Source organism: Hymenobacter nivis (assembly GCF_003149515.1).
In the GTDB taxonomy this organism is placed as follows: Bacteria; Bacteroidota; Bacteroidia; order Cytophagales; family Hymenobacteraceae; genus Hymenobacter; species Hymenobacter nivis.
On sequence record NZ_CP029145.1, the window covers coordinates 1,563,421 to 1,586,253 of the forward strand.

The window sequence follows — 22,833 nt, forward strand, 5'->3', positions numbered from 1 at the left end:
TTTAATACAGGCCGGCAGAGCGGCTGGGCCGACGGCATCGTGCTGACGCCCTCGCACAACCCGCCCCACGACGGCGGCTTCAAGTACAACCCGCCCCAGGGCGGCGGGGCCGCTACGGCCGTCACGCAGTGGATTGAAACCAAGGCCAACGAGCTGCTGGCCAATGGCCTGCGCATGGTGCAGCGCATGCCGCCAGAGCAGGCCCGGCGGGCCCCCACCACGCAGCTACACGACTACCTCAACCCCTACGTGGCCGACCTGGGCAATGTGGTGGACATGGACCTGATCCGCGACAGCGGCCTCCACCTGGGCGTTGACCCGATGGGCGGGGCCGGGGTGCACTACTGGGGGCCCATCGCGGCGCGCTATAAGCTGAACCTCACGGTTATCAACCCGGCGGTGGACCCCACGTTCCGGTTCATGCCCGTGGATTGGGACGGGCAGATTCGGATGGACCCGTCCTCGGCCTACGCCATGCAGGGCCTGATTGCGCAGAAGGATGCGTTCGACATCGCCTTTGCCTGCGACACTGACCACGACCGGCACGGCATCGTGACCCGCAGCCACGGCCTGCTGCCGCCCAACCACTACCTGGCTGTGTGCGCCGATTACCTGTTTCAACACCGGCCCGACTGGGGCGGCGCGGCGGCCGTGGGCAAGTCGGTGGTCACCAGCCAACTGCTCGACCGGGTGGCCGCCCGCTTGGGCCGCCCACTGTACGAAACGCCCGTCGGCTTCAAGTGGTTTGCGGCGGGCCTGCTGGATGGCTCGCTGGGCTTTGCGGCCGAGGAAAGCGCCGGGGCATCGTTTGCGCGCGGCAACGGCCAGGTCTGGACCACCGACAAGGACGGGTTCATCCCGGCGCTGCTGGCAGCCGAAATCACGGCTCGCACCGGCCACGACCCCGGCCAGCGCTACCAAACCCTCACCCGCACGCTGGGCGAGCCGGTAACGGACCGCGTAGAAGCGCCCGCCACGCCCGCGCAGCAGCACCTGCTGGCAACCCTGACGGCCGGCCAGGTAGCCGGCACCGAGCTGGCCGGCGAGAAAATCACCGCCATCCTAACCCAGGCACCAGGCAACCACGCCCCCATCGGGGGACTGAAAGTAACGACCCAGAACGGGTGGTTTGCCGCCCGGCCTTCGGGCACGGAGGCCATCTATAAGATTTACGGCGAGAGCTTTCTGGGGCAGGAACACCTTGATAAGATTATGACGCAGGCCCAGGAGATGGTCGACGCGGCGTTAGCGAAATCGCCTTCCTAAACTGCCCTGACGTTGCGCCTCACGGGACCCCTGTGAGGCGCACGCAAAAACGGCAAACATCCCTCCCAGCATGAATACGGACAACCTCAATTTCAGCCGGCAATACGGTTTCATGCCCACCGAGCTGTCCGGCCTCGATACCCTAATGGAACTGGCCCTGGACCTGCAATGGTCGTGGAACCACGCGGCCGATGCCCTGTGGCAGCAGCTCAACGCCGAGCTGTGGGACCGGACCCACAACCCCTGGGTGGTGCTGCAAACGGCCTCGCGCGAGGCCCTGGAGCAGCACCTCGCCGACCCCGCTTTCCGGGGCCAGGTGGCGGCGTTGATGACGCAAAAACAGCAGGCCGCCGACCGCCCCAAGTGGTTTCGGGAGCAGCACCCGGCGGCAACGCTGAGCTGCGTGGCCTACTTCAGCATGGAGTTTATGTTGAGCGAGGCGCTGCCGATTTACGTGGGCGGGTTGGGCAACGTGGCCGGCGACCAGCTCAAATCGGCCAGCGACCTGGGCGTGCCCGTGGTGGCGGTGGGGTTGCTTTATCAGCAGGGCTACTTCCGGCAGGAGATTGACCGCCAGGGCGCGCAGCAGGCTTTATTTCCCTATAACGACCCCGGCCAGCTGCCCATCACCCCGCTACGGCTGCCTAACGGCGAGTGGCTGCGGCTGCCGATTCGGCTCTCGGGCTTCCCGGTATGGCTGCGCACCTGGCAGGTGCGGGTGGGCGGCGTAAGGCTCTACCTGCTCGACAGCAACGACCCGGCCAACCTGCCGGTGCACCGCGGCATCACGGCCGAACTGTACGGCGGGGGCATGGAGCAGCGCATCCAGCAGGAAATCATTCTTGGGATAGGCGGCTGGCAACTGCTTAAGGCGTTGGATATTAAACCTGATGTGTGCCACCTCAACGAGGGCCACGCGGCCTTCGTGGTGCTGGAGCGGGCGCGGGCCTGCATGCAGGAAACCGGCCTTGGCTTCGAGGCAGCGCTGGCCGTGACGCGCCCCGGCAACCTGTTCACCACCCACACGGCCGTGGCGGCGGGCTTCGACCACTTCAGCCCGGCGCTGGTGGACCAGTTTCTGGGTGACTACGCCCGGCAGGAGCTGGGCATCGACCTCGATACCCTGCTGGCGCTGGGCCGCCAGAGCCCCACCAACCCCACCGAGCCGTTCAACATGGCGCTGCTGGCCATTCGGGGCTGCGGGGCCGTGAATGGCGTGAGCAAGCTGCACGGGGTGGTGAGCCGGCAACTGTTTGGCGGGCTGTTTCCGCGCTGGCCTACCGAGGAGGTGCCGGTAGCCCACGTCACCAACGGCGTGCACATGCCCAGCTGGGACGCCGAGGCCGCCGACGATATCTGGACCACCGCCTGCGGCAAAGACCGATGGCGCGGCGACCTCGCGGCCCTGGCCCAAACCATCACACAGGTGCCCGACGCTGCCCTGTGGCAGCTGGCGAACAGCTGCCGGCAGGACCTAGTGGTTGAAAAACATTAGCTAGTCGGGTATAATTTAGCTAGTTTGATGCGAGCGTCGGCCGTTTTGAACTGCCAGTTGCGGGGCTTAGGCCGCGCATTCTGGCGGTCTTGCCACTGTTCTACCACGTGGCGGACCTGCTCGCTGGAGGTGAACGGCTGGTCGAGGACCTGGCGACTAAGGACGGAGAATTCGATTTCGGCCATGTTCAGCCAGGAGCCGTGGGCCGGGGTGTAGGTGATGTCCATCCGTCGCAGATAGGCCTGGGCCACGGCAGGCGGAAAGTGGGCGTAGAAAAAGCTGCGCTTGTGCGTACGCAGGTTATCCATGACCCAGTGCACCTTCTTGGCCTCGCGGTAGGTCGAGTCCATCTGCCGGGCCACAAACTGCACCCAGGTGGCGGCTTTGTGGTCGGCCTCGACCGTCAGGCAGCGCCAGCCCCGTAAGGGCTCCGTGGCCACGAATAACTCCACCACGCCCCGGCGCACGTATTCCGAATCGCGGCAGCGCTGGCCGGTAGAGGTGATAAACGTTTCGTAATCCAGTAGTTGCTTGGGCGACTCGTCCAGGCAAACGACCGGATAGTCTGCGTCATAGGGTTGCTCGTAGAGGTCGAGTACCTGCTCCATCTGACAGACAAAAGAAGCGCTCTGCTCCGCCGGAATCACCCACTGCTGCGGGCCGTTGAACGGCTTGAGTTCGTTTTTTTTAGCAGCCGCGCCACCATCGTGGTCGAGATATGTTCGACCACTTGGAGTTCGACCAGCTGGTCGGCCAGCAACTGGAGCTGCCAGCGGGGCTGCTCGTCGGGCGGGGTCTGGCAGAGCAGGGCCAGTAAATGGGCTTCCACCCGCCCATCTATCTTCTTGTCCGAACGCGTTTTACGCGGCTTCGGCTCAAACAGGGCCATCCCTTCTTCGCAGAACTGGCGGCGCACCCGTTCGACGGTTCGGGTACAGACACCCAGCACGGCGGCTAGGTCGGCCGCCGGCCGGCGGCCAGTCTGTTCGTCGCTATTCAACAGAATCTGAATTCGTTGCAGTTTGGGCGAATGGCTTTTGTATTTCTTTTGCCAGCCTTCCAGGGTCTGGCGTTCTTCTGGGGTCAAATGCAGCCGATACCGTATCATATAGCAAGTGCTTTTGGAATAAACACCAACCGACTCAGTACTGTTTTTCAACCAGTAGTCCCCGCAGCGGCCCAAAGCTGCTTCAGCAACCCGCCGCCCGCGCCCGGCCCCGGCGGGGGCATGATGAACATCATGGGTTTCGCGGATTATCGTCAGGGGGTGGGCTTGGGGGAACGGCCAACTTTACCAGGGCCGCCCCGCTGGCCGGGGCTTGGGCCTGATTGCCGGACTACTCGCTACCCTTATGAACCGCTGCTACGCAGCGCAGCATCGGGCCGCAGCCGCCGGGGCCCCCGCCGGCTGCGCACGGGCTAGCGGGGGCCCCGGGCCAGGGCAGCCAGCGTTTCGCGGTGGCGCTTTTCGGCCTGGTCCTGGTTGTGCGACGCCACGGCCCAGATGGCGGCCGGAATCCAGCCGATGAGGGTGATGTGCAGCACCCCGCAGAGCAGGCCCTTGAGGAAGTGGCCCCGGAACATCATCGAAATGCCGGGCAGCAGGATGGCGAACAGCATGGCACAAGAGGAGAAAGGGTGGAGCGAGCAAACATAGTGCATTTTGCACCCCGGGGCCCCGGCGCTCATCGTGGCCGGCGACGGCAACGTGATTACCCTCACGCACACGGCGGCCATCTACTGCCACTTGCCGCGCGCCCAGTTTTGGGTAGTGCCCAACAGCGGCCATAGTACCCCCGTCGAGCACGCCAACGAATTCAACCGCAAAACCGACGCGTTCTTTCAGACCAGAGCCATTCCCGCTCGCCCGCACTAACCGCGCTTAATGACCGCCCGGGCCAGGGCCACTCACAGCGCGCCAAAAGCAGCCAGCAGGGTTGCCAAGTGCGGGTCGTCAATAGCAACCTGCGGGAGCACTAAGTGCCGGCGGTGCGCCTCCAGGTAGCCAATCAGCCAGTGAAATTCCGCCGTTTCAACCCAGGGCCGTGGCCCAGGCAATGGCATGGCGGCGCGCGGTTTCGGTCAACAGTTCTTCCATAATGGTATCTAGGGCCAGGGCCGCGCCAGCAGCGGCCCCGAAAGCCCGGAAACTACGCAAATGCTCCGTGATTTATACGTAAATACGGTACGTTATAATCGCCGCCGGCCCTGCTTTTGCACGGCGCAATGTATTTTCCGGAGCACTGGGCCGAAGCTGCCCCCCGCCCTGGGGGCCCCACAAGCGGCGGATTCAGCCGCAGCGGCCAGGCAGCAACAAGCGGGGCCCTTCAAAAACCGGCCAGAAGTTTGGGCGAGCGCGCCATGCTTTTCGTCGGGCAATTTTCACCCTTGAGCTAAATTATTACCCCTTCCCCTAGCACCTAATTATTAGCAGGTGTAATCTTGTGAGTCAATTCGTTCCCCCTATATATTATTTCTAGATAAACCTTTAAAAAAGCATATTCTATGGCCTATCTATACGACTTATTATTAGCTGAGTATTTGCAAGTGTGGCTGCACCAAGTGCACCTGGCCGACGCCTGGGCATCCGACGGCGAGGCGCGCGTGCGGGCGCTCGTCCAGCACGTGTTGGCGCAGGCGGGCCGGCTGCCGGCTGAGGCGCACCCCAACGCGCCCGCCCTGCTGGCCGCCTTGCAAGTGCTGGCGCGGCGGGCGGCGCAGGGCCCCGCGCCAGCCGCGGCGCTCAAGCAGGAGTTGACCGCGGCGCTGTACACCGCCCTGCGGCGGAGCACCGCGGCCGCCAGGGCCCCAGAGGCCGCACCCCAGGCGTTTGCCTTTTCACCCCCACCCGAGTTCGCGCCCCGGCCCTCGGCGACGGACTTTGTGAACTGGACGTAGGAACGGGATGACGCAGCACGGGAAGCAGCAAGCCGTTTCCCCCTATTTGCAATCGACACGTACGGGGCCCCGGGGCGCGAGCAACCCGCACTGGGTTCTGGAAAGATGCACCCGGACAATCGCGGGGGAAATGTGAACTAAAGTGGTAAAAACAACTCTTATTAGGCCGGCAGGGCACAAATACCGGGCGACAACCTATCCTGGTATAACATAATTCTATTTTCGCTTCTGCAAATCTGGGACGTACTTTGTAGTAGTTCATACACACTTCTGACTTCCCTTTTTAGCTATAGCAGCAGACCTAAACGGCCACCCGGCCAGCAACGATGCGGGCTTGGCCTGCAAACGCTTACGGTAGCAAACCATGCTTAGTGCGCGAGCAGGCGCGGGGCTGGATCCAAAGCTCTTCCAGCAGTACAGACTCGGGCGGGTACCTGGTTTTCCCCCGTCCGGCTTTGGCCGCAGCCGGCACGGCTTCTCTGCCGAATTATGCGCCGCCGATGACTCACCATCACCTGGTTGGCTTGGGGCCCCGCCGGAAGCCATGGTTGCCGCAACTGCCAGCCAAGGGCACAATAATAATGATGCGCTGTAAATCAGTACGAAACAGGGATAATCCCTTCCAAACCGAAATTTCAATTAATCATAATTCTTAGATAATGGCTAAAGAACACAACAAGCACGCGCCCGCCGCCAACACCACGGAGTTTTTCATGAACGATCCCTCGGCGGCCAAGTGCCCATTTTTGGAAGGGCAGGCGCAGCAGGCGGCCGGCGGTGGCACCCGCAACCGCGACTGGTGGCCCAACCAACTGCGGCTCAACATCCTGCGCCAGCACTCGACGATGTCGAACCCGATGGGCGAGAACTTCAACTACGCGGAGGAGTTCAAGAAGTTGGACTTCAATGCGGTGAAGCAGGATTTGTTTGAACTGATGACCACCTCGCAGGACTGGTGGCCGGCCGACTACGGCCACTATGGGCCGTTCTTTATTCGCATGGCCTGGCACAGCGCCGGCACCTACCGCATCGCCGATGGCCGCGGGGGTGCGGGCTCGGGTATGCAGCGTTTTGCGCCACTCAACAGCTGGCCCGACAACGCCAACCTCGACAAAGCCCGCTTGCTGCTGTGGCCGGTAAAGCAGAAATACGGCGAGCAGATTTCCTGGGCCGACCTCATGATTCTGGCCGGCAACTGCGCCCTCGAGTCGATGGGCCTGAAGCCGTTTGGCTACTCGGGCGGCCGTGCCGATGTGTGGGAGCCGATGGATGAAATCTACTGGGGCTCGGAAAAAGAGTGGCTCGGCGACAAGCGCTACACCGGCGACCGCCAGCTCGAAAACCCGCTAGCCGCCGTGCAGATGGGCCTGATTTACGTGAACCCGGAGGGCCCCAACGGCAACCCCAACCCGCTGGGCTCGGCCCGCGACATCCGCGAAACCTTCGGCCGCATGGCCATGAACGACGAGGAAACCGTAGCCCTGATTGCCGGCGGCCACACCTTCGGCAAAACGCACGGCGCGGCCGACCCCGCCCAGTACATTGCGCACGAGCCCGCCGCGGCAGGCATCGAGCAGCAAGGCAAGGGCTGGCTGAACTCGTATGGCACCGGCAACGCCGGCGACACCATCACCAGCGGCCTCGAAGGTGCCTGGACCGCCACGCCCGCCAAGTGGGGCAACGGCTACTTCAACAACCTGTTTGGCTTCGAGTGGGAACTGACCAAGAGCCCCGCCGGTGCCCACCAGTGGAAGCCCAAGGGCGATGCCGGCGCGGGCCTGATTCCCGACGCCCACGATCCCAACAAGTCGCACCAGCCGTTTATGCTGACGACGGACATCGCCCTGCGCGAAGACCCGATTTACGAGAAAATCTCGCGCCGCTTCCACGAAAACCCTGAGGAGTTTGCCGATGCTTTCAGCCGCGCCTGGTTCAAGCTCACGCACCGCGACATGGGGCCCCTTTCGCGCTACGTAGGCCCCGAGGTGCCCGGCGAAGTGCTCATCTGGCAAGATCCGCTGCCCACTGCCGATTACACGCAGATTGACGAGCAGGATACCAACGCATTGAAAGACCGGCTGTTGGCCTGCGGCCTCACGGGCTCGCAGCTCATCCGCACGGCCTGGGCTTCGGCCTCCACGTTCCGCGGTTCCGACAAGCGCGGCGGTGCCAACGGTGGCCGCCTCCGCCTGGCACCCCAGAAATACTGGGATGCCAACAACCCAGCCGAGCTGGCCAAAGTGCTCGACACGCTGACCGGCATCCAGACCGAGTTCAACGCTGCGCAAGCCGGTGGCAAGCGCGTATCGCTGGCCGACCTGATTGTACTGGGCGGTGCCGCCGGTATCGAGCAGGCTGCCAAAGAAGGTGGCTACGACGTGCAGGTACCCTTCCACCCCGGCCGCACCGACGCTTCGCACGAGCAAACCGACGTGCAGTCGTTCGAGGCCCTGGAGCCGCACGCCGATGGCTTCCGCAACTACCTGCGCGCCAACCACGAAGCCGCTCCCGAGGCGATGCTCATCGACCGGGCGCAGCTGCTGACCCTCACAGCCCCCGAAATGACGGTGCTGGTAGGCGGCCTGCGCGTGCTGGATACCAACTTCGACCACTCGAACCACGGCGTATTTACCGACCGCCCGGGCACGCTCACCAACGACTACTTCGTGAACCTGCTCGACATGGGCACCACCTGGGAAGCCACTTCGGAGGCTGACCAGCTGTTTGAAGGCCGCGACCGCAAAACCAACGTGGTGAAGTGGACCGGCACCCGCGTCGACCTGATTTTCGGCTCGAACTCAGAGCTGCGCGCCATTTCCGAAGTGTACGGCACCAATAACGCCGGCCCCAAATTCGTGCGCGACTTCGTAGCCGCCTGGGCCAAGGTGATGGACGCCGACCGCTTCGACCTGGCGAAATCGTAAGGTTGGGCTGGCGAAGTATTTCTTGCTGCTTATGTTGAAGAAGCGCCGCCCTGGCAACGGGGCGGCGCTTTTTTGTGGGGTTGCCTTAGTCTCATTAATATGGTGGCAGAATCCAAGGCCTAAGGTGCGGTATGAAGCCGTTTTCATTGCTCCGAAACTGCCTATATAGTAGTGCCAGCGTCTGCTTAACAGGGACTGTAGTCAACACTTTTGGCAGTTGCGGATTGAGTGGCGTTTATGTGACTGTAGCGCTGATATAGTCTGTAAAGAAGCACACTATAAATAAGGGGCGAAAAACTAAACGACTGTGGACTAGAAGTCCATAGGTTTGGGTTGCGAATGGAATTCGCGGGTTTCGGCTCAGACCAACTGAAAGAAACCACTGAAAATGGGCTAGACCAGAATGAATTCTATTCCAACACGCTTCCTGCTACTCATATCATAAGCAGACCATACGCTTTAACTACCTGGCAAAAGCGCAACGACCCAAAGGGAGTAGCAACTAACGTCTTACCCTGAAGGGCATAGCTTGAACTAGCATGCTTGAAAAGTCAAATTGACGCAAAAATTCAAGGAGAACTCTTTTGAAGAAATTTTTAAAGCAATAAAAAAGCCGCTTCAATAGTGGCTTTTTATTGCTTTAGCTTCCCACCTTCCCTACCCAATGTCAAAAAAGCCGCCTCGAAGCATTTAGCAACGGTATACTCACCATCACGGTATTGGAGCTTAAGGTGCTGCACAGCGCCGACTTTGTGGCGTTGCGACGGCTGCTGCCCGTGTTTCTGAGTTACGTGCTGAGCTTCGTGTACGTGGGCATTTACTGGAATAACCACCACCGCTCAGCAGCACCCGGCTGATTAGTGGCGGGGTGCGGTGGGCCAACCTGTACTTGCTGTTCTGGCTCTCGCTTATCCCCCTTCGCCACCGGCTAGATGGGCGAAAACCACTTTGCGCCGGCCACGCTGGCCGTGTACGGCGGCGTGCTGCTGGGGTCGGCCGTGGCGTATTTCGTGCTGCAAAACACATCATTGCCGTCAATAGCGGGTCGGCCTCGCCGCTAGCGCGGGCGCCGGGGCAGGACTGGAAGGGCAAGCTCTCACCGGTGCTCTACGTGGCGGGCATCGTCAGCAGCTTCTGGCTGCCCTGGCGGGCGCGGCCTGCGTGGCCGTGGCCTTCGTGTGGCTGGTGCCCGGCCCGCGCATCGAGCGCACGCTGGCCCCCGAGAACCCGGACTAGCGGCCCGGCCGGGGCCCCAGCCGGGGATTCCGGGGATATCCAGTACCTTGCCCCCGCCGGGGCTACCGTTTTAGCCCCCCCGCCCTGCGCCCATGCCTACAAAAATTCTCGCTATTCAGCCGTTGCCGGCCCGGCGCCTGGCCCGCGCCACGGGCTACCAACCCAAAGCCGGGGCCCCGCCCGGCGCTATTGCGGCGGCTGGCCCCGGCGGCTCCCTGAAAACAGCAGCGGCCAACCAGTTACTGGGCGGTGAGCAGCCCAGCAACTGGCCAGGAGGGCATCGCCGCTTGTGTAGCGGCGCAATTCAAGGCGCTGGGGCGGTAACCCGGGGCTGGAACGCCATGAAGAAGTATTTACTAGCCGGTTTGCTGGCCGTTGCCACCGGGGCGGCAACGCCCCTGCCCGCCACGGCGCAGGGCCCCACGCTGCTCAACCACGTGGCGTTGTACGTGGTCGATTTGCAGAAAAGCGCGGACTTTTACAAAAACGCGCTACTGCTACCCGAGCTGCCAGAGCCCTTCAAAGACGGCAAACACGTGTGGCTGCGCGTGGGGCCCCACAGCCAGCTGCACATCATCCAGGGCAACAAGGCGCAGGCCCACGACATCAACACCCACCTGGCCTTCAGCGTGCCGGACCTACCCCGCTTCATGGCGCACCTCGACCGGCTACACGTGCGCTACGGCAACTGGCGGGGCGAAGCCGGGCAGACCACGCCCCGGCCCGACGGCGTGCAGCAGATTTACCTGCAAGACCCCGACGGCTTTTGGCTGGAAGTCAACAACGACAAGTTTTAGCAAGAAATTTTAGCGGGCCCCGGGACCCTACCCCAGCGTTTTCAGCACCTTTTCCAGCAGGGCTTTGGTTTTGCGTACGCCGTCTTCTTCGCTGGCCACTTCGCCTTCGTACTCGATGCCCACGTAGCCGCGGAAGCCCGAGTCTTTGATGATTTTGAACATCTTGTAGTAGTCGGTTTCCACACAGTTGCCGTTGGCGTCGAAGTCGAAGGTTTTGGCACTCACGCCCTTGGCCACTGGCATCCACTCGCGCACGGCTTTGTACTTGTCGTACTCTTCGATGCACTTGCCGCGGTAGAGGTCGCCGGTGTCGCGCCGGATGCAGAAGTTGCCGAAGTCGGGCAGAATCCCCACGTTGGGCTTGCCCACCTGCCGGACGGTGGCCAGCAGCCACTCGCCGTTGGAGGTATAGCTGCCGTGGTTTTCCACTATCACGTTGATACCCGCTTTTTGGGCGTACTCGGCCAGGCGGGCCAGGCCGTCGGCGGCGGCTTTTTGCACCTCCGCGGCCGTGCCCTTGCCGAAGGCGTTCACGCGCACGGTGGGGCAGCCCAGGTACTTGGCCGCGTCCACCCATTTGTAGTGGTTTTCGACCGCCTTGATGCGCTCCGTCTCGGTGGGGGCCCCCAGGTCGCCCTCGCCATCGACCATAATCAGGTGGTTTTTCACGCCGTTGTCGTGGCAGCGCAGCAGCAGCTCAGCCAGGTATTTCGAGTCCTCGGCCTTGTCTTTGAAGAACTGGTTCACGTACTCCACCACACCGATGCCATACTGCTTTTTGGCGATGACCGGGAAGTCCAGGTTACTGATCTTGTTGCTGAACAGTGCCTTGTGAAACGACCATTCGGCCAGGGAAATTTCAAAAAAAGCCTTGGCCGGCAGTTCCCGAGCCGCTAAAGCCTGCGGCGCCACGGCGGCGGCGGCTATCAGGGCCGCGGCGTTTTTCAGGAAATCACGACGGGAAGCAGGCATAAGGCGGGGCGGGTTTGAACGGGATGGGAAAGATGTTCTTTTAAGCTATTGGGACTGTTCAGCAACGTCCTTTAATACGTCATGCTCGTCTGGCGTCCGCGCAGCCGAAGCATGACGTTCTCCCAGATTGGTTACTTACAAATCCGAGTAATTCGCGGGCCGCAAGAACGTGATGTCGATGTGCGCCACGTTGTTCTGGTACTCCGGCAGGCCCGACAGCCGCTTCCACTCAGGGTCGGCGCTGAAGGCTTTCCAGTGCGCCTCCCGGTCGGGCATGTTTTTGAACGAGGTCATGTACATCAGGTTCGGCATTTTCGGCCCGAACAGGACTTCGCCGTAGAAAATGCCGTTGAAGCCAAGCCGGTCGAAGAGCTTGATTTCGCCGCCTGCGTTAAACATCTGCACCTTGTTACGGAAGATTTTCTCGCTGGCGCCCTCGTAGCTGCGCAGCTCGTACACCCGCTCGCTCTTGGGCGCGGCGAGGTTGGGGGCCCGCAGACCGGTCATTTCATCAAGAGCTTTGATGAAAATGTTTTCCTGGCGGCCGTAGGCCGGGCTGGTGTAAGCCGCGTTTTCGTAGCCGCCACCGGCTATCAACATCTTGGCATCCACGGTTTTGTCTACCTGTTCCCACTGCTTCATGGAGGTGTAGGGCGTGAACACGTACACGCGGCGGTCGGCGGCGGTATCGTTGCCCACCGGCTTGAACACGCCGATGGCGGGGATACCCGCCGCGTGCAGCGCCGGCACGTACTGGTGCTGCAAAAAGCTGTCGACGAGCGCCTCCTGCCGGCTGGTTTTGAGGTGGTACACCTTGAGGGCAAAGTAGGCTGGGCGCGGCGCCGCGGGCCGGGGGGCGGCGTGGGCGCCGGCCAGCCCGCCGCACAGGGCCGCGGCCAACGGCAGGAGCAGAAGTTTTTTCATGGTTTGGGTGGGATTTGTGCAAGTTGGGCGGCCGAAATTTAGCACTGGCCGCGCGGAAAAAGCCGGCGGGCGCCGAAATTTGCGAGCCCCGCCGGGCCGTGGCCCGGCGCGCTTTTCTCCCTTGCCCCTGCCGTGTCCGATTCAACGCCTCCCCCTACCCTGCCGGCCCTCACCGATTTCGCCTGCTTCTGCCTCTACGGCCTCACCGACAACCCCTACCGCCAGGCGGCCGACGTGGCCCGGTTCGGCCAGCTTTACGACCTGGTGGTGGGGCCCCACGGCGGCGTGGGCGTCGGCAGCACCTTACACCCCTACCAGCTCGTGAGCCCGGCCGGCGTCACGGTGTGGTACGCAGCCTTCGCGCAGCTCTACGCCCAGCCGGGCCGCGACGCGCTGTTTGGGGCCCTGATCGAGGAGCAGGCGCGCTACGTAGTGGTCCCGCCGGCCTCGTTCGCTGACTTCCACGTGTGGCCCGACGCGCGGCTGACCAGCGCCGCCAACCCAGTGTTCAGCCACTACATCCCGTTTGTGCTGCCGCTGCTGGTGCGCAAGGGCCCCGGGGCCCTGCGCTGGGACACCGAAGCCGCCGCCGCCACCGCCGAGCCCGAACGCTTCCGCACTTACCGCAACGCCGTGAATGAAGCTCTGCGCTTTGTGCAGCCCCAGCCGGCGTTCGTGCTGGGCTTTGCCGGGTTCGACGAGCAGCACCCGACGCGGCTTATCGACCGGTTCATCGCAGCCAAGCCCCTGCTGGGGGCCCTGTAGCGGGCGCGGGCTTCGCCCCGGAACGACAACAGAACAATTCCAAGAGAACGTCATGCTTCGCTGCGCTCTGCATGACGTTCTCTTGGAATTGTTCTGTCGGCAACGATTTTAAAAACGCGCCACCGAAAAATCGAGCGGCTCCTTACTTCGTCGCCTTAAACTTATCAGCCAAAAATGCCAGCGTAAGAGCCCAGGCCTCATGGGCGGCGGCGGGGTTGTAGCCGGGGCGCTCGTCGCAGTGGAAGCCGTGCTCGGCGTCGGAGATGACGGTGTTGACGTAGAGCTTCCCGGCCGCGTCCACGGCCTCGATAACTTCCGCAATGCTCTCCTTCGAAATGTGCTCGTCGCGCCCGCCCCAGAAGAACAAGTGCGGGGCGTGCAGGTCGGCGGCGCGGTCTTTGATTTGCTCGATGCCGCCGCCGTAGTACGACACGCCGGCCGCCAGCGGCAGCACGGCGTTGGCCAGGAACGAGACGCGCCCGCCCAGGCAAAACCCGACGCTGCCGATTTTGTCGGCCACCACGCCGGACTGGCCCGTGAGCCAAGCGTAGGCCGCTTGCAAGTCGGCCGTCAAGTCGTCGTTGTTGATGGCCATGTAGTGCGACATAGCGCTGGGAAAGTCGTTATAGGGGATTTCCAGGCCCGACGCGGCCGTGCGGTGAAACAGCTCGGGGGCCACCACGGCGTAGCCGGCCTGCGCCAGCCGGTCGGCTACGCTGCGGATGTAGTGGTTCACGCCGAAGGCTTCCTGCAATAGAATGATGCCGGGTACCGCACCGTTGGCTGCGGCGGGCTGGGCCGCGTAGACCAGCATGGTGGTGCCGTCGCCGACCGACAGGGAGAGGGTTTGGGAAGTACTCATAAGGTTTGGTATTTGGGAGGGGAATAGAATAGCGCGAATTAAAGGCATACGCAACCAGCCGCAGCGCGGCGGGGATGACCAAGGGGCCCCGCCAGCTTGTACCTAGTCGGCCGCCCCGCCCGCAGCTTGCCGCTGCGCGGCGGCACCGGAGGCCCCGGCCGGGGCCCCGCGCAGGAAGTCGCGGTACCACAGGCCCGAGTCCTTCACGGTGCGCGCCTGGGTTTCGTAGTCGACGTGCACCAGACCAAACCGGGGCCCGTAGCCCTCGGCCCATTCAAAATTGTCGGTGAGCGTCCAGGCGAAGTAGCCGGCCACGTCGACGCCCTCGCGCCGGGCGCGCAGCACTTGGCCCAGGGCCGCCTGCAAGTAGGCCCGGCGTTGGGCATCGGGCACGCCACCATCGGTTTTCACATCTGGGAATGCTGACCCACTTTCAGTTACGAATAATTGTGGTGCATTTGAATAAGCGCTATATTGTTTTAACATTTGGCAAATACTCTCCGGGTACACCTCCCAGCCCATGTCAGTGTGGGGTACGCCACGCTGCTTGGCGGGCACCAGCGTAGCCCATTGCAGCGGCAGCCAGGGCGAAAACCTCACCACCTCGCGGGTATAGTTTTGGACACCCCAGAAGTCAAAATCGAACGCCAGCCGCTGGTCGTCGCCGGGCTTGTAGTAGCGCTCCAGCAGCCAACGCAGGGCGGGCAGCTCGGCCACGGGGTAGCCCAGGCCCAGGGCGGGCTCCACGAAAAAGCGGTTCAGCAGAGCATCGGCGCGGCGGGTGGCGGCCTCGTCGCGGGCGTTGCCGGGGCGGTGCGGCGTGAGGTACGAGCACGAAAACGTGGTGCCGATGCGGACCGCGGCGGGCAGAGCGGCCCGCAGGGCCCGGCCGCCCTCGGCCTGGGCCAGCGTGGCGTGGTGGGCCGCCGCCAGAAACGCCCCCAGGTGCCGCCGCCCCGGCGCGTGCACGCCCAGCAGGTGCCCCGCCCCCACGAACACCATCGGCTCGTTCAGCACCATCCAGTGCTGCACCCGGTCGCCGAGGCGGCGGGCCAGCACCTGAGCGTAGTCGGCCAGCCAGCCCACCACGCTGCGGTTGGCCCAGCCGCCCTGAGCTTGCAGGGCGCTGGGCAGGTCCCAGTGGTACACCGTGAGCCAGGGGCGCAGGTCGCGCTCCAGGCAGGCGTCCACGAGGCGGTCGTAGAAGTCGAGGCCGCGCCGGTTTACGGGCCCCGTGCCGCTGGGCAGCACCCGCGGCCAGGCCACCGAGAATCGGAAATCCGTCAGCCCCATGGCCTGGGCCAAGTCGAGGTCGGTGGCGTGGCGGTGGTAGAAATCGGTAGCCACCCGCCCGTGCTCACCGCGCCGCACGGCCCCCCTGCGCCGCGTGAAGTCGTCCCAGATGCTGGGGCCCTTGCCTTGCAGCTGCCAGGCGCCCTCGGTTTGGTAGGCAGCCGCAGCGGCCCCCCAGTGGAAATCGGGTCCAAAATCGGCGCGGGTGAACGCCGGGGGCCCCGAGGGCGGAAAGAACGCCGCGGGCAAAGCAGAAGAATCGTCGGTCATGCGCGAGGCGCGGGGGCGGAAGCGGTCAGCGAAGAAACAGGGGGCTGGGGCCCCGGCCGCTGCTCGGCCAGCATCTGGTCGAGCACGGCGGCCGTGCGGTCGGGGTAGTCAACGGGAACGACCCGGCCTTGGTGCAGCCACTCGTCTAATGTGGCCAGATGCTTGTCTTTGAGGTTCTTAATAACGGGTATATTCATTTGGATAAGCGCCGCGGCGTTGCATTGTTGCTCGTATTGCTGCTTCATGGGTACCACGAGCAGCTTTTTACCCAGGTACAGAGCCTCGGCGGGCGTCTCGAAGCCAGCCCCGCACAGCACCCCCGCCGCGCGCGCCAGGCTGTCGAGGAAGGCCCCGCCGCTCACCGGCCACACCCGCACGTTGCCGTACTCAGCGGGCTCGGCACTGTGCTTGCTGAACACCTCCCAGCGCGTGGCCCGGCTCAGGTAGCGCAGGCGCTCCACGAGCAGTTTCTCCTCAAACGCGGGCAGGTACACCGTGTAGTGGCCCTCGTTGGTGGGCACTAGGGCCCGCACCTGCTGCCGGATAACGGGCGTGGCGATACCCGGCGCGTACTCCCGGAAGTGGAACCCATACTGAGCCGTGCTCGGCGCGTAGTGGCGCAGCACGGCCCGGCCGGCGGGGTCCTCCACGGCCGGGCGCGGGGCGGCGGGGTGCAGCACGGCGCACTGGTGGCTGAGGGCCACGCAGGGCACCTCGCGCAGCCGGCACGCCCAGCTGGCCACGGGCTCGAAGTCGCTGATGACCAAATCGTAGTCTTCCACCGGCAGCGCGCGCACCTCGCGCAGAAACTTGGCCGAATTGAACTGCCAGAACGTTTTCACGAAGTTGATGCCGCCCTTTTTACCGAACAAAAACCCCATGCCCTGGGCCCGGTAGCGCACGTCGAACGGCAGCGCCAAATCGGCCGGCGGGCCGCTGATCAACAAATCTAACTGGTCGCAGCGGGCTTGCAGCAGCGGCACCACGTCGAGGGCGCGGGCCAGGTGGCCGTTGCCGGTGCCCTGAATGGCGTAAAGAATGCGCATAGAATAGAAGTGGGGCTTTGTTACAACTGTATTTGCCTGGCCGTAGAACGTCATGCTGAGCGAAACCGAAGCATCTCTCCCGCTGACTAAACTCAACAGATTGGGTTAGTTGCGCGGGAGAGATGCTTCGGCTTCGCTCAGCATGACGTTCTACGGCCAATAATCAAAAACCAGCAGTCAAAATCATTTAATCTTAAATTCAGCCAGCAGCCCCGCCAATAGCTGCGCGGGGTGGGCGTCGGCGGCGGTATCGGTGGCGTCGTCGGGTTCGGCTAGGCCCTGCATGCAGGGGTCGTCGGCGTAGCGGTACAGCGCCCAGCCGGCGGCGGCGGTGTACTCCAGGGCTGTCAGGTTTTCGACCCAATCGCCGGAGTTGAGATAAGTGATGGGGCCCTTGGCGGTGGCGATTTCCTTGATTTCGGGTTGGTGGATATGGCCGCAGGCCACGTAGCGGTAGCCGTCGTCGGCGGCAATGGCGGCCGCCGTTTCCTCGAAGTTATTGACGGCGGCCACGGCGGTTTTTACCCGCTCCTTCACCAGCTTGGACAGCGCCACTCGGGGCCGCCCCAGCTTATCGAGCAGAAAATTGGCGAACCGGTTGATGAGAATCAGCAAATCGTAGCCCTGCCCGCCGAGCTTGGCCAACCAGCGCGAGTGCCGCATAGTCACGTCGAACACGTCGCCGTGGAATAGCCAGGTGCGGCCGTGGGGCAGGTCGAGCACCAACTTGTTATCCAAATGAAACTGCCCGATTTTGAGGCCCGCGAACTTGCGCAGCAGCTCGTCGTGGTTGCCGGTGAGGTAGTAAATTTTGGTACCCTTGGCGGCCAGGCCAGCCAGGTAGCGCACCACCCGCATGTGGGCAGGCGGCCAGTAGTTCTTGCTGAACTGCCAGATGTCCACGATATCGCCGTTTAGCACCAGCACCTGCGGCCGGATGCTTTTGAGGTAGCGCAGCAGCTCGCGGGCGTGGCAGCCGTACGTACCCAAATGGATATCCGACACCACTGCTACGTGCACCCGGCGGCGCTTGCTGCGGCCAGCTTTGGGCGGTGGGGCCCCTGGGCCGGCGAGGCCTATTTTTTCAAATGAGAAAGCCAGGGATTCGCTCATGCAGCGGCGGGCTGGGGAATGGGCGCGCGGCCCCGCCGGGCTTCGGGCCGGCGCGGGCGCACAGCGGGGCCGGCCCAGCGGGGGGGCTGGTTGGTGCGCCCGCCGCCGCCGAGCGCCGAGCGCAGGCTGCCCGGCAGCCGCAGTCCAAAGGCCACGCCCAGGGCCAGCTGAAACAGCTCATACAAAAACCAGCGCCCCAGGCGGCGCCCCCACGAAACCAAAGCCGGGAAATGCATGGCACGAACGATTAAGAAGAGGAATAATACCTATCCTCAAATTTCGGCCCCTCGTATGACGCGGCGGTTACGGGCGGGTTACGTTTTGGTAAAAAAACAAGGGCCGGGCGGGGCCCCAGCCGGGTGGTTTGCGGCGGCGATTGTTTCTTTACGGGCTGAAACGAGCCGATTTTAGTCTTTTTTATCCACCAGGGAATATCCTCTGGCTTCTACCCTATTTTATCTTTATCCAATGCACAACGCTACCACCCAGTCCCTGCGCGGCCTGCTATTCATGGCCGGCCTGGGGCTGGGCACCGCCGGGGCCGCCCGCGCCCAGGCCCCCGATGCCAGCAAGTTCACCACCAACAAGCGCCATTACGTGTTCGCACAGCGCGACGCCGAATCGCCGGCCGTGCAAAATGTGACCAAGAACACCGACGAGGAAGCTGACGTGAATGGCACCTACACCCGGCTGGCCTACCGCCCCTACGCCCAGATGCTCACGGAAATCGACGAGCTGCGCCGCCTGCACACCTGGGCCGACACCACCTATCAGCGCCGCCTGGCTGCCCTGCCCCCCGGCGGCACGCTCCAGGTCACCATCCGCCGCAAGGGCCCCGGCAGCGCCAACCTAAGCAACCTCGTCATAGTAGCCACCGACAAGGCTGGCCAAGAAGTGTTCAAGCTGGTACCGCCCCCCACCCCAGGCCGCTTCTTCGGCCGCGACCTCTACCAGGCCCAGGGCCTGCTGCCCCTGCCCAAAGCCGGGCCCCAGGAGCTGAAGGTGCGCGTGGGCGACGCCAAGCTCTACCTGGCGTTCGAGTACGTGGTGACGGTGCCGCCGGTGCAGTAGCCAGTAAGCTGGTAGTTGGAGCTAAGCAGCATAGTGCTGGAAGGCAAGCGCTATCAAAACCGGTACTGCACGCAGAATTACAAACTGTATTTCCGAATAGTGTAAAAATGTTAGCGGTGGTCCAAAGCGGGGTGATTCCAGCATTTAATTCTGCTTCTTGACACACTGTTTTCCGCTTTTCTGACTCTATTCAAGTAGTTTCCATTAGAATGCGCTAACAACTGAAAATAGGATATTACCCCACTTTGGACCACCGCCAAAATATTTACACTATTCGGAAATACAGTTTGTCTTGGTATGAGAGAAACTGAGGTGGTCCGATTACGCTGGACAGTTTAGGGCATTAAGTTGAAAAAGCTGTTGGTGAGTATGATACGGCAGCTGATAGCCGATACTAGAATGCAAACGCTCGTGATTATAGTAGTCAAAATAGTCGGCCACGCTGGCCTGAGCGTCGGCTAAGTCGGCGAAAACGGGCCGCTCGCGCAGTTCGAGAACCTCCGTTTTAAGACGGGACCAGCGGCTTTCAGCTTGGGCGTTATCGTAGCAATCGCCTCGCCGGCTCTGCGAACGCACGGCCTCGTGGTTGTGGAGCAACTGCCGGTAGGCGTTGCCGCACTACTGCCCACCTCGGTCGGAGTGGACGAGCAAGCCGGGTGTGGGTGGTTGCGCCCAAAAAGCGCTGCTAATGAGTTCCTCCGGCATTGAGGTACCGACCTGCCAGCCCAGCACCTACTTGCTGGCCATATCCTGGTTCGCGCATAGGTAGGCCCAGTCGCCGTTCGCCAGCGGCAGGTACGTAAGGTCGCTGACCCAGAACCGGTTGGCCTGGGTGGGCTTGGGTTGGTCGAGCAGCCGGTTGGGCGCGCAGCGCAGGCCGTGGGTGGCGTCGGTGGTGCGTGGGGTATAGGCCTTGGGTTGCAGCGCGTGCAGGGCTCGTCGGCGCAGGGCGGCGCGTAGGCGCTGGCGGCCCACCTGGTAGCCCTTTTGGCGCAGGGCCACCCGCAGCCGGCGGGTGCCGTAGCGGCGCTTGTGGTGCGCAAAGACCTGGACCAGGGCCGCTTCCCACGCGGGCGCAATCTGCTTTTACGCTGTTGCTGAGCTTGTTGCCACGCATAGTATCCACTGACCGGCACGCCCAGCACCTGGCAGGGCAGACGCACGGGGTACTGGCCGCGCTGCGCCTCGATAAAGCGGTAGCGGCTCATAGGTTGTCGGTCGCCGAGAAGATGGCAATGGCTTTTTTTAAAATATCCAGTTCCTGGGCCTGCCGCCGATTGGCGGCCCGCAGCTGCCGCAACTCGGCCGCCGTGGCCGGGTCCAGCTCCGCCCCACGGGCGGCCGCCACGGGCGTGAGCGCTTCCTTCTACCACTTATAGAGGCGTTTGGGGTCGCTGTTGAGCGCGCGTGCAGCGGCCTGGGTCGAGCGGCTTTCCCCGGCTAGGCGCAGGGCTTCAGCTCGGAAGGCGGCATCATAGCGCCGACGTTTACTAGTGGTCTGACAACTTAATTCCGTTTGTAACAGTAACGAGTGGACACCATCCGTTTTTCGCTAATGCCCCGCCTCACCAAACCCGTCAATCTACCGCCTGCCGATGCCGCCAAATTGCAGGCGATTGTCAAAAAAGGCACCCACAAGAGCCGCAAAATCGCGCGTGCCCGTGCCCTACTGGCCATGAGCAGCGGCAAAGGAGCCGCCGCCGTGCAGGCCGAAGGGGGCATTTCCACCACCCAGTACTACCGCCTCAAGCGCCGCTACCTGGCCGGGGGGCTGGCCCAGGCGCTGGAAGAGCGCCCGCGCAGCGGGCAACCGCCGAAGGTGACGCCCGCCCTGGAAGCACGTATCACCAGTCTGGCGTGCAGTGAATTGCCGACCGGCGCGGCCCGTTGGACGCTCTCGCTGCTCAACGAAACCCTCGTCTGCCTCGACTACGGACCGGCCGTTTCCAAGGAAACGATTCGCCAGGTGTTAAAAAAAGCCACCTCAAGCCCTGGCTAAAAGAAATGTGGTGCATTGGCACCATCACGGGCGAATACCTGGCCAATCTGGAGGACGTGCTCGACGTCTACAGCGCCCCGGCCGCAGCGGGCGTGGTGCGCCTGTGTTTCGACGAGCGGCCCTGCCAACTGCTCGACCACGTGCTTACGCCGCTGCCGCCCAAGCCCAACGCGACCCAAAAAGAACACCAGGAGTACGTGCGAAAAGGCGTCTGCAACGTGCTGCTGGCTTATAACATCGACACAGGTCAGCGCCACTTGCAGGTGACGACGACCAAAAACAAGGGCGATTACGCCCGTTTTATGGACTGGCTCGTGCAAACCCACTACCCCGAGGCGGCCAAAATCCAGCTCGTGCAAGACAATTACAGCACCCACACCTACGGGGCCTTGTACGAACACCTACCCCTCGAGACGGCCCGCTACCTGCGCCACACCCTCGAATTCCACTACACGCCCAAGCACGGCTCCTGGCTCAACATGGCGGAAATCGAATTTGCCGCCCTCTCCCGCCAGTGCCTGGCCCAGCGTATCGCCACCCAGCAACGACTCGAACAAGAGGCATTGGCCTGGCAAGCCAAGCGCAACGCCGCCGCCACCAAAGTCAATTGGTCCTTCACCACCAAAAAGGCCCGCGATAAGTTGAAAAACAGATACGCTGAATTAACCAAAAAAACTGACGAAACTAAGTTGTCAGACCACTAGGTTGGGGGCTGTCTTTCATGACGTTCGAAAGTTAAGACCCTATTCTGTCCAGATTTACCCGACCACCTCACATTTGTACCAAACTTTTAACCAAGGCCACGTATGCTTGGTGAGCGGTGGGTGCAGGCTGGTTCACACCCGATATTAACGCCGTTAAATCGGTGAAAAGATTAAAGCTTATTCGGCGTAGTTAGCGAGTTTCGCGTGGACAGGTGCGCGATAGGCGCGGTGCGGGCTGCGCACGCGCAGGTTGTGCAGCCCACAGGCCACGACCATGACCGTATCGCGCACCCATTCGCCGCGCAAGCGGATAGTGCCCTGCACCATGTGCAGGCGCTTGATACCGCTGTGCGCGTGTTCGATAACGACGCGCAACGGACTCAGCAACTGGTTATACAGCTTTTGGGCAAACGTCAACTCCCGCTTCGGCGGCTTCTTGTGGGGCATCTCCACCACGACCCCGGTCGGGGCGTGGCCCAGCAAGCCCAAATCCTGCCGTAACACGCAGCCCGCCGGTAGGTGCAGCGCGTACTCGTCGGCCAGTTTTTTGTCGTGCGCTCGCCCGCTTTCCGTAGCCGAGAGAAAATGCACGTACTGCGTGGAATCGCATAAGGTCATGTTTTTCACGCGGTGCGCTTTTTTTTGGCGCTGTACTCCTCGGCCTGGGCCTCCCGGTCCGTGTTACGTGGTACGCCCCGCTCGACCCCGTCGTAGGCAAAGACCGGCTCCGGGTGGTTAGCCAGGCGCTGAGCCAACTCGCCGCCGTCGCGCACGGGCAGCAGCCCGCGCCGGGCCAGCACCTGGTTGAGCACGCCCAGCAGGGCGGTAGCCAAGTGGCTGACGCGCGCTTGCGAAATGCCAAAGCTGGCGGCCTGGTGCTCTTGCAAGGCGTTGCTTTTGAGGTAGGTGAGCAGAAAAAAGAGCTTTATATCGCTGCCCGCCAGCACGGCGTTGGCCCGCTCGCGGTGGGCGGGGAACGCCCGTTTGGTTCCTTCCAGGGTGTGGTAGCGGTGGTGGCGCTCCCAGGCCGGGGCAAAGTCGGTCAGCAAGTCGTCAAACTCCGCCGCTCGCAAGCTGGTTAGGGCCAGAAACTGGCGGGGCCGCTCGCGCAAACTCAGGTAATCCATAGCCAAATTTACGCCTCGCCTACGGGCAGTAACTTAACACACACTTCCGAATTAGCTTTATTATAACTTGC

General features: G+C 62.8%; 29 protein-coding genes. 12 read left to right on the forward strand and 17 right to left on the reverse strand.

Annotated features, from left to right (window positions below):
- Nucleotides 1–39 precede the first annotated feature (39 nt).
- Both DDQ68_RS06820 and glgP read left to right on the forward strand, forming a co-directional pair.
- A complete protein-coding gene (locus DDQ68_RS06820) occupies nucleotides 40–1,266 on the forward strand; it encodes a phosphohexomutase domain-containing protein (protein ID WP_245897355.1) in 1,227 nt (408 codons plus the stop codon).
- Nucleotides 1,267–1,336: 70 nt separating this feature from the next.
- The gene (gene glgP / locus DDQ68_RS06825) at nucleotides 1,337–2,761 is read left to right on the forward strand and encodes an alpha-glucan family phosphorylase (protein WP_109655629.1); all 1,425 of its coding nucleotides are present in this window, start codon (nucleotides 1,337–1,339) and stop codon (nucleotides 2,759–2,761) included.
- On the opposite strand, the gene DDQ68_RS23420 is transcribed toward glgP, so the two are convergent.
- The 3 genes from DDQ68_RS23420 to DDQ68_RS06835 all read right to left on the reverse strand — a co-directional run bounded on the left by DDQ68_RS23420 (nucleotide 2,758) and on the right by DDQ68_RS06835 (nucleotide 4,381).
- Nucleotides 2,758–3,369, reverse strand: a complete 612-nt coding sequence (locus DDQ68_RS23420; RefSeq protein ID WP_245897320.1) for an IS630 family transposase — start codon at nucleotides 3,367–3,369, stop codon at nucleotides 2,758–2,760. The two genes, glgP and DDQ68_RS23420, sit on opposite strands and share 4 nt — an antisense overlap.
- Nucleotides 3,370–3,404: 35 nt before the next feature.
- Nucleotides 3,405–3,848 (reverse strand): helix-turn-helix domain-containing protein, encoded by a 444-nt coding sequence (locus DDQ68_RS23425; protein WP_211320155.1) that lies wholly within the window; start codon nucleotides 3,846–3,848, stop codon nucleotides 3,405–3,407.
- A 332-nt stretch (nucleotides 3,849–4,180) separates the two neighbouring features.
- Nucleotides 4,181–4,381 carry a YqaE/Pmp3 family membrane protein gene (locus tag DDQ68_RS06835; RefSeq protein WP_109655630.1) on the reverse strand — a complete coding sequence of 67 codons (201 nt, stop codon included), beginning with the start codon at nucleotides 4,379–4,381 and terminating at the stop codon, nucleotides 4,181–4,183.
- 43 nt (nucleotides 4,382–4,424) lie between these two features.
- On the opposite strand from DDQ68_RS06835, the gene DDQ68_RS06840 reads away from it, so the two are divergent.
- Nucleotides 4,425–4,637, forward strand: coding sequence for an alpha/beta fold hydrolase (locus DDQ68_RS06840; protein WP_109655631.1), 213 nt, complete (start codon nucleotides 4,425–4,427; stop codon nucleotides 4,635–4,637).
- A 156-nt stretch (nucleotides 4,638–4,793) separates the two neighbouring features.
- Here the strand turns inward: DDQ68_RS06840 and DDQ68_RS24230 are convergent, their stop codons facing one another.
- Nucleotides 4,794–4,919 (reverse strand): hypothetical protein, encoded by a 126-nt coding sequence (locus tag DDQ68_RS24230; RefSeq protein WP_281271090.1) that lies wholly within the window; start codon nucleotides 4,917–4,919, stop codon nucleotides 4,794–4,796.
- 347 nt (nucleotides 4,920–5,266) lie between these two features.
- On the opposite strand from DDQ68_RS24230, the gene DDQ68_RS06845 reads away from it, so the two are divergent.
- The 5 genes from DDQ68_RS06845 to DDQ68_RS23755 all read left to right on the forward strand — a co-directional run bounded on the left by DDQ68_RS06845 (nucleotide 5,267) and on the right by DDQ68_RS23755 (nucleotide 10,616).
- Nucleotides 5,267–5,659 carry a hypothetical protein gene (locus tag DDQ68_RS06845; protein WP_109655632.1) on the forward strand — a complete coding sequence of 131 codons (393 nt, stop codon included), beginning with the start codon at nucleotides 5,267–5,269 and terminating at the stop codon, nucleotides 5,657–5,659.
- Nucleotides 5,660–6,318: 659 nt separating this feature from the next.
- Nucleotides 6,319–8,583, forward strand: coding sequence for a catalase/peroxidase HPI (katG, locus tag DDQ68_RS06850; RefSeq protein WP_109655633.1), 2,265 nt, complete (start codon nucleotides 6,319–6,321; stop codon nucleotides 8,581–8,583).
- A 719-nt stretch (nucleotides 8,584–9,302) separates the two neighbouring features.
- Nucleotides 9,303–9,440, forward strand: coding sequence for a TMEM175 family protein (locus DDQ68_RS23750; RefSeq protein WP_245897357.1), 138 nt, complete (start codon nucleotides 9,303–9,305; stop codon nucleotides 9,438–9,440).
- Between the two features lie 75 nt (nucleotides 9,441–9,515).
- Nucleotides 9,516–9,644 carry a hypothetical protein gene (locus DDQ68_RS24235; RefSeq protein ID WP_281271091.1) on the forward strand — a complete coding sequence of 43 codons (129 nt, stop codon included), beginning with the start codon at nucleotides 9,516–9,518 and terminating at the stop codon, nucleotides 9,642–9,644.
- Between the two features lie 267 nt (nucleotides 9,645–9,911).
- Complete coding sequence (locus DDQ68_RS23755) at nucleotides 9,912–10,616, forward strand: VOC family protein (protein WP_245897359.1); 705 nt, start codon at nucleotides 9,912–9,914, stop codon at nucleotides 10,614–10,616.
- Nucleotides 10,617–10,643: 27 nt separating this feature from the next.
- On the opposite strand, the gene DDQ68_RS06865 is transcribed toward DDQ68_RS23755, so the two are convergent.
- Together DDQ68_RS06865 and DDQ68_RS06870 are read right to left on the reverse strand one after the other, a co-directional pair.
- A complete protein-coding gene (locus DDQ68_RS06865) occupies nucleotides 10,644–11,588 on the reverse strand; it encodes a sugar phosphate isomerase/epimerase family protein (protein WP_109655634.1) in 945 nt (314 codons plus the stop codon).
- Nucleotides 11,589–11,723: 135 nt separating this feature from the next.
- Complete coding sequence (locus tag DDQ68_RS06870; protein ID WP_109655635.1) at nucleotides 11,724–12,512, reverse strand: NIPSNAP family protein; 789 nt, start codon at nucleotides 12,510–12,512, stop codon at nucleotides 11,724–11,726.
- Nucleotides 12,513–12,644: 132 nt separating this feature from the next.
- Between DDQ68_RS06870 and DDQ68_RS06875 the strand changes: the two genes are divergently transcribed.
- On the forward strand, nucleotides 12,645–13,277 hold the full coding sequence (locus tag DDQ68_RS06875) for a hypothetical protein (RefSeq protein ID WP_109655636.1): 633 nt from the start codon (nucleotides 12,645–12,647) through the stop codon (nucleotides 13,275–13,277).
- Nucleotides 13,278–13,419: 142 nt separating this feature from the next.
- On the opposite strand, the gene DDQ68_RS06880 is transcribed toward DDQ68_RS06875, so the two are convergent.
- The 5 genes from DDQ68_RS06880 to DDQ68_RS06900 all read right to left on the reverse strand — a co-directional run bounded on the left by DDQ68_RS06880 (nucleotide 13,420) and on the right by DDQ68_RS06900 (nucleotide 18,097).
- Nucleotides 13,420–14,139 carry a dienelactone hydrolase family protein gene (locus DDQ68_RS06880; protein ID WP_162549907.1) on the reverse strand — a complete coding sequence of 240 codons (720 nt, stop codon included), beginning with the start codon at nucleotides 14,137–14,139 and terminating at the stop codon, nucleotides 13,420–13,422.
- 102 nt (nucleotides 14,140–14,241) lie between these two features.
- The gene (locus DDQ68_RS06885) at nucleotides 14,242–15,702 is read right to left on the reverse strand and encodes a GH1 family beta-glucosidase (protein ID WP_109655638.1); all 1,461 of its coding nucleotides are present in this window, start codon (nucleotides 15,700–15,702) and stop codon (nucleotides 14,242–14,244) included.
- A complete protein-coding gene (locus DDQ68_RS06890) occupies nucleotides 15,699–16,748 on the reverse strand; it encodes a glycosyltransferase family protein (RefSeq protein ID WP_109655639.1) in 1,050 nt (349 codons plus the stop codon). The genes DDQ68_RS06885 and DDQ68_RS06890 overlap by 4 nt, the downstream gene beginning before the upstream one ends.
- Nucleotides 16,749–16,931: 183 nt before the next feature.
- Entirely contained in the window at nucleotides 16,932–17,861 is a 930-nt protein-coding gene (locus DDQ68_RS06895; protein ID WP_109655640.1) for a UDP-2,3-diacylglucosamine diphosphatase, read from the reverse strand.
- Nucleotides 17,858–18,097, reverse strand: a complete 240-nt coding sequence (locus DDQ68_RS06900; RefSeq protein ID WP_109655641.1) for a hypothetical protein — start codon at nucleotides 18,095–18,097, stop codon at nucleotides 17,858–17,860. The genes DDQ68_RS06895 and DDQ68_RS06900 overlap by 4 nt, the downstream gene beginning before the upstream one ends.
- 232 nt (nucleotides 18,098–18,329) lie before the next feature.
- Here DDQ68_RS06900 and DDQ68_RS06905 point away from each other — a divergent pair, with 232 nt between their 5' ends.
- Entirely contained in the window at nucleotides 18,330–18,932 is a 603-nt protein-coding gene (locus DDQ68_RS06905) for a hypothetical protein (protein ID WP_109655642.1), read from the forward strand.
- 321 nt (nucleotides 18,933–19,253) lie between these two features.
- Here the strand turns inward: DDQ68_RS06905 and DDQ68_RS24665 are convergent, their stop codons facing one another.
- The 4 genes from DDQ68_RS24665 to DDQ68_RS24670 all read right to left on the reverse strand — a co-directional run bounded on the left by DDQ68_RS24665 (nucleotide 19,254) and on the right by DDQ68_RS24670 (nucleotide 20,457).
- Nucleotides 19,254–19,508 (reverse strand): integrase core domain-containing protein, encoded by a 255-nt coding sequence (locus DDQ68_RS24665; protein WP_369076537.1) that lies wholly within the window; start codon nucleotides 19,506–19,508, stop codon nucleotides 19,254–19,256.
- Between the two features lie 156 nt (nucleotides 19,509–19,664).
- Nucleotides 19,665–19,934: a hypothetical protein gene (locus tag DDQ68_RS06915; RefSeq protein ID WP_109655644.1), complete on the reverse strand. Its 270-nt coding sequence runs from the start codon at nucleotides 19,932–19,934 to the stop codon at nucleotides 19,665–19,667.
- A gap of 202 nt (nucleotides 19,935–20,136) precedes the next feature.
- Nucleotides 20,137–20,280 carry a hypothetical protein gene (locus DDQ68_RS22655; RefSeq protein WP_162549908.1) on the reverse strand — a complete coding sequence of 48 codons (144 nt, stop codon included), beginning with the start codon at nucleotides 20,278–20,280 and terminating at the stop codon, nucleotides 20,137–20,139.
- 18 nt (nucleotides 20,281–20,298) lie between these two features.
- Nucleotides 20,299–20,457 (reverse strand): transposase, encoded by a 159-nt coding sequence (locus tag DDQ68_RS24670; RefSeq protein ID WP_109658345.1) that lies wholly within the window; start codon nucleotides 20,455–20,457, stop codon nucleotides 20,299–20,301.
- 30 nt (nucleotides 20,458–20,487) lie between these two features.
- Between DDQ68_RS24670 and DDQ68_RS06925 the strand changes: the two genes are divergently transcribed.
- Entirely contained in the window at nucleotides 20,488–20,931 is a 444-nt protein-coding gene (locus tag DDQ68_RS06925) for a helix-turn-helix domain-containing protein (protein ID WP_162549909.1), read from the forward strand.
- A gap of 5 nt (nucleotides 20,932–20,936) precedes the next feature.
- Nucleotides 20,937–21,635: an IS630 family transposase gene (locus DDQ68_RS06930; RefSeq protein WP_109655646.1), complete on the forward strand. Its 699-nt coding sequence runs from the start codon at nucleotides 20,937–20,939 to the stop codon at nucleotides 21,633–21,635.
- Nucleotides 21,636–21,812: 177 nt separating this feature from the next.
- On the opposite strand, the gene DDQ68_RS06935 is transcribed toward DDQ68_RS06930, so the two are convergent.
- Both DDQ68_RS06935 and DDQ68_RS06940 read right to left on the reverse strand, forming a co-directional pair.
- Nucleotides 21,813–22,253, reverse strand: a complete 441-nt coding sequence (locus tag DDQ68_RS06935) for a transposase family protein (protein ID WP_109654769.1) — start codon at nucleotides 22,251–22,253, stop codon at nucleotides 21,813–21,815.
- A gap of 5 nt (nucleotides 22,254–22,258) precedes the next feature.
- Nucleotides 22,259–22,762, reverse strand: a complete 504-nt coding sequence (locus DDQ68_RS06940; protein ID WP_109654390.1) for a transposase family protein — start codon at nucleotides 22,760–22,762, stop codon at nucleotides 22,259–22,261.
- Between the last annotated feature and the right edge of the window lie 71 nt (nucleotides 22,763–22,833).

Excerpts from the sequence above, each read along its gene's own strand:
- DDQ68_RS23420 (WP_245897320.1), bottom strand. The coding sequence starts at position 3,369 with ATGGAGCAGGTACTCGACCTCTACGAGCAACCCTATGACGCAGACTAT.
- DDQ68_RS06835 (WP_109655630.1), bottom strand. The coding sequence starts at position 4,381 with ATGCTGTTCGCCATCCTGCTGCCCGGCATTTCGATGATGTTCCGGGGC.
- DDQ68_RS24235 (WP_281271091.1), top strand. The coding sequence starts at position 9,516 with ATGGGCGAAAACCACTTTGCGCCGGCCACGCTGGCCGTGTACGGCGGC.
- DDQ68_RS06940 (WP_109654390.1), bottom strand. The coding sequence starts at position 22,762 with ATGGATTACCTGAGTTTGCGCGAGCGGCCCCGCCAGTTTCTGGCCCTA.
- DDQ68_RS06865 (WP_109655634.1), bottom strand. The coding sequence starts at position 11,588 with ATGCCTGCTTCCCGTCGTGATTTCCTGAAAAACGCCGCGGCCCTGATA.
- DDQ68_RS23755 (WP_245897359.1), top strand. The coding sequence starts at position 9,912 with ATGCCTACAAAAATTCTCGCTATTCAGCCGTTGCCGGCCCGGCGCCTG.
- DDQ68_RS06885 (WP_109655638.1), bottom strand. The coding sequence starts at position 15,702 with ATGACCGACGATTCTTCTGCTTTGCCCGCGGCGTTCTTTCCGCCCTCG.
- DDQ68_RS06890 (WP_109655639.1), bottom strand. The coding sequence starts at position 16,748 with ATGCGCATTCTTTACGCCATTCAGGGCACCGGCAACGGCCACCTGGCC.
- DDQ68_RS06845 (WP_109655632.1), top strand. The coding sequence starts at position 5,267 with ATGGCCTATCTATACGACTTATTATTAGCTGAGTATTTGCAAGTGTGG.
- DDQ68_RS06925 (WP_162549909.1), top strand. The coding sequence starts at position 20,488 with ATGCCCCGCCTCACCAAACCCGTCAATCTACCGCCTGCCGATGCCGCC.
- katG (WP_109655633.1), top strand. The coding sequence starts at position 6,319 with ATGGCTAAAGAACACAACAAGCACGCGCCCGCCGCCAACACCACGGAG.
- DDQ68_RS06880 (WP_162549907.1), bottom strand. The coding sequence starts at position 14,139 with ATGAGTACTTCCCAAACCCTCTCCCTGTCGGTCGGCGACGGCACCACC.
- glgP (WP_109655629.1), top strand. The coding sequence starts at position 1,337 with ATGAATACGGACAACCTCAATTTCAGCCGGCAATACGGTTTCATGCCC.
- DDQ68_RS06870 (WP_109655635.1), bottom strand. The coding sequence starts at position 12,512 with ATGAAAAAACTTCTGCTCCTGCCGTTGGCCGCGGCCCTGTGCGGCGGG.
- DDQ68_RS06900 (WP_109655641.1), bottom strand. The coding sequence starts at position 18,097 with ATGCATTTCCCGGCTTTGGTTTCGTGGGGGCGCCGCCTGGGGCGCTGG.
- DDQ68_RS06905 (WP_109655642.1), top strand. The coding sequence starts at position 18,330 with ATGCACAACGCTACCACCCAGTCCCTGCGCGGCCTGCTATTCATGGCC.
- DDQ68_RS06930 (WP_109655646.1), top strand. The coding sequence starts at position 20,937 with ATGTGGTGCATTGGCACCATCACGGGCGAATACCTGGCCAATCTGGAG.
- DDQ68_RS06895 (WP_109655640.1), bottom strand. The coding sequence starts at position 17,861 with ATGAGCGAATCCCTGGCTTTCTCATTTGAAAAAATAGGCCTCGCCGGC.
- DDQ68_RS06935 (WP_109654769.1), bottom strand. The coding sequence starts at position 22,253 with ATGACCTTATGCGATTCCACGCAGTACGTGCATTTTCTCTCGGCTACG.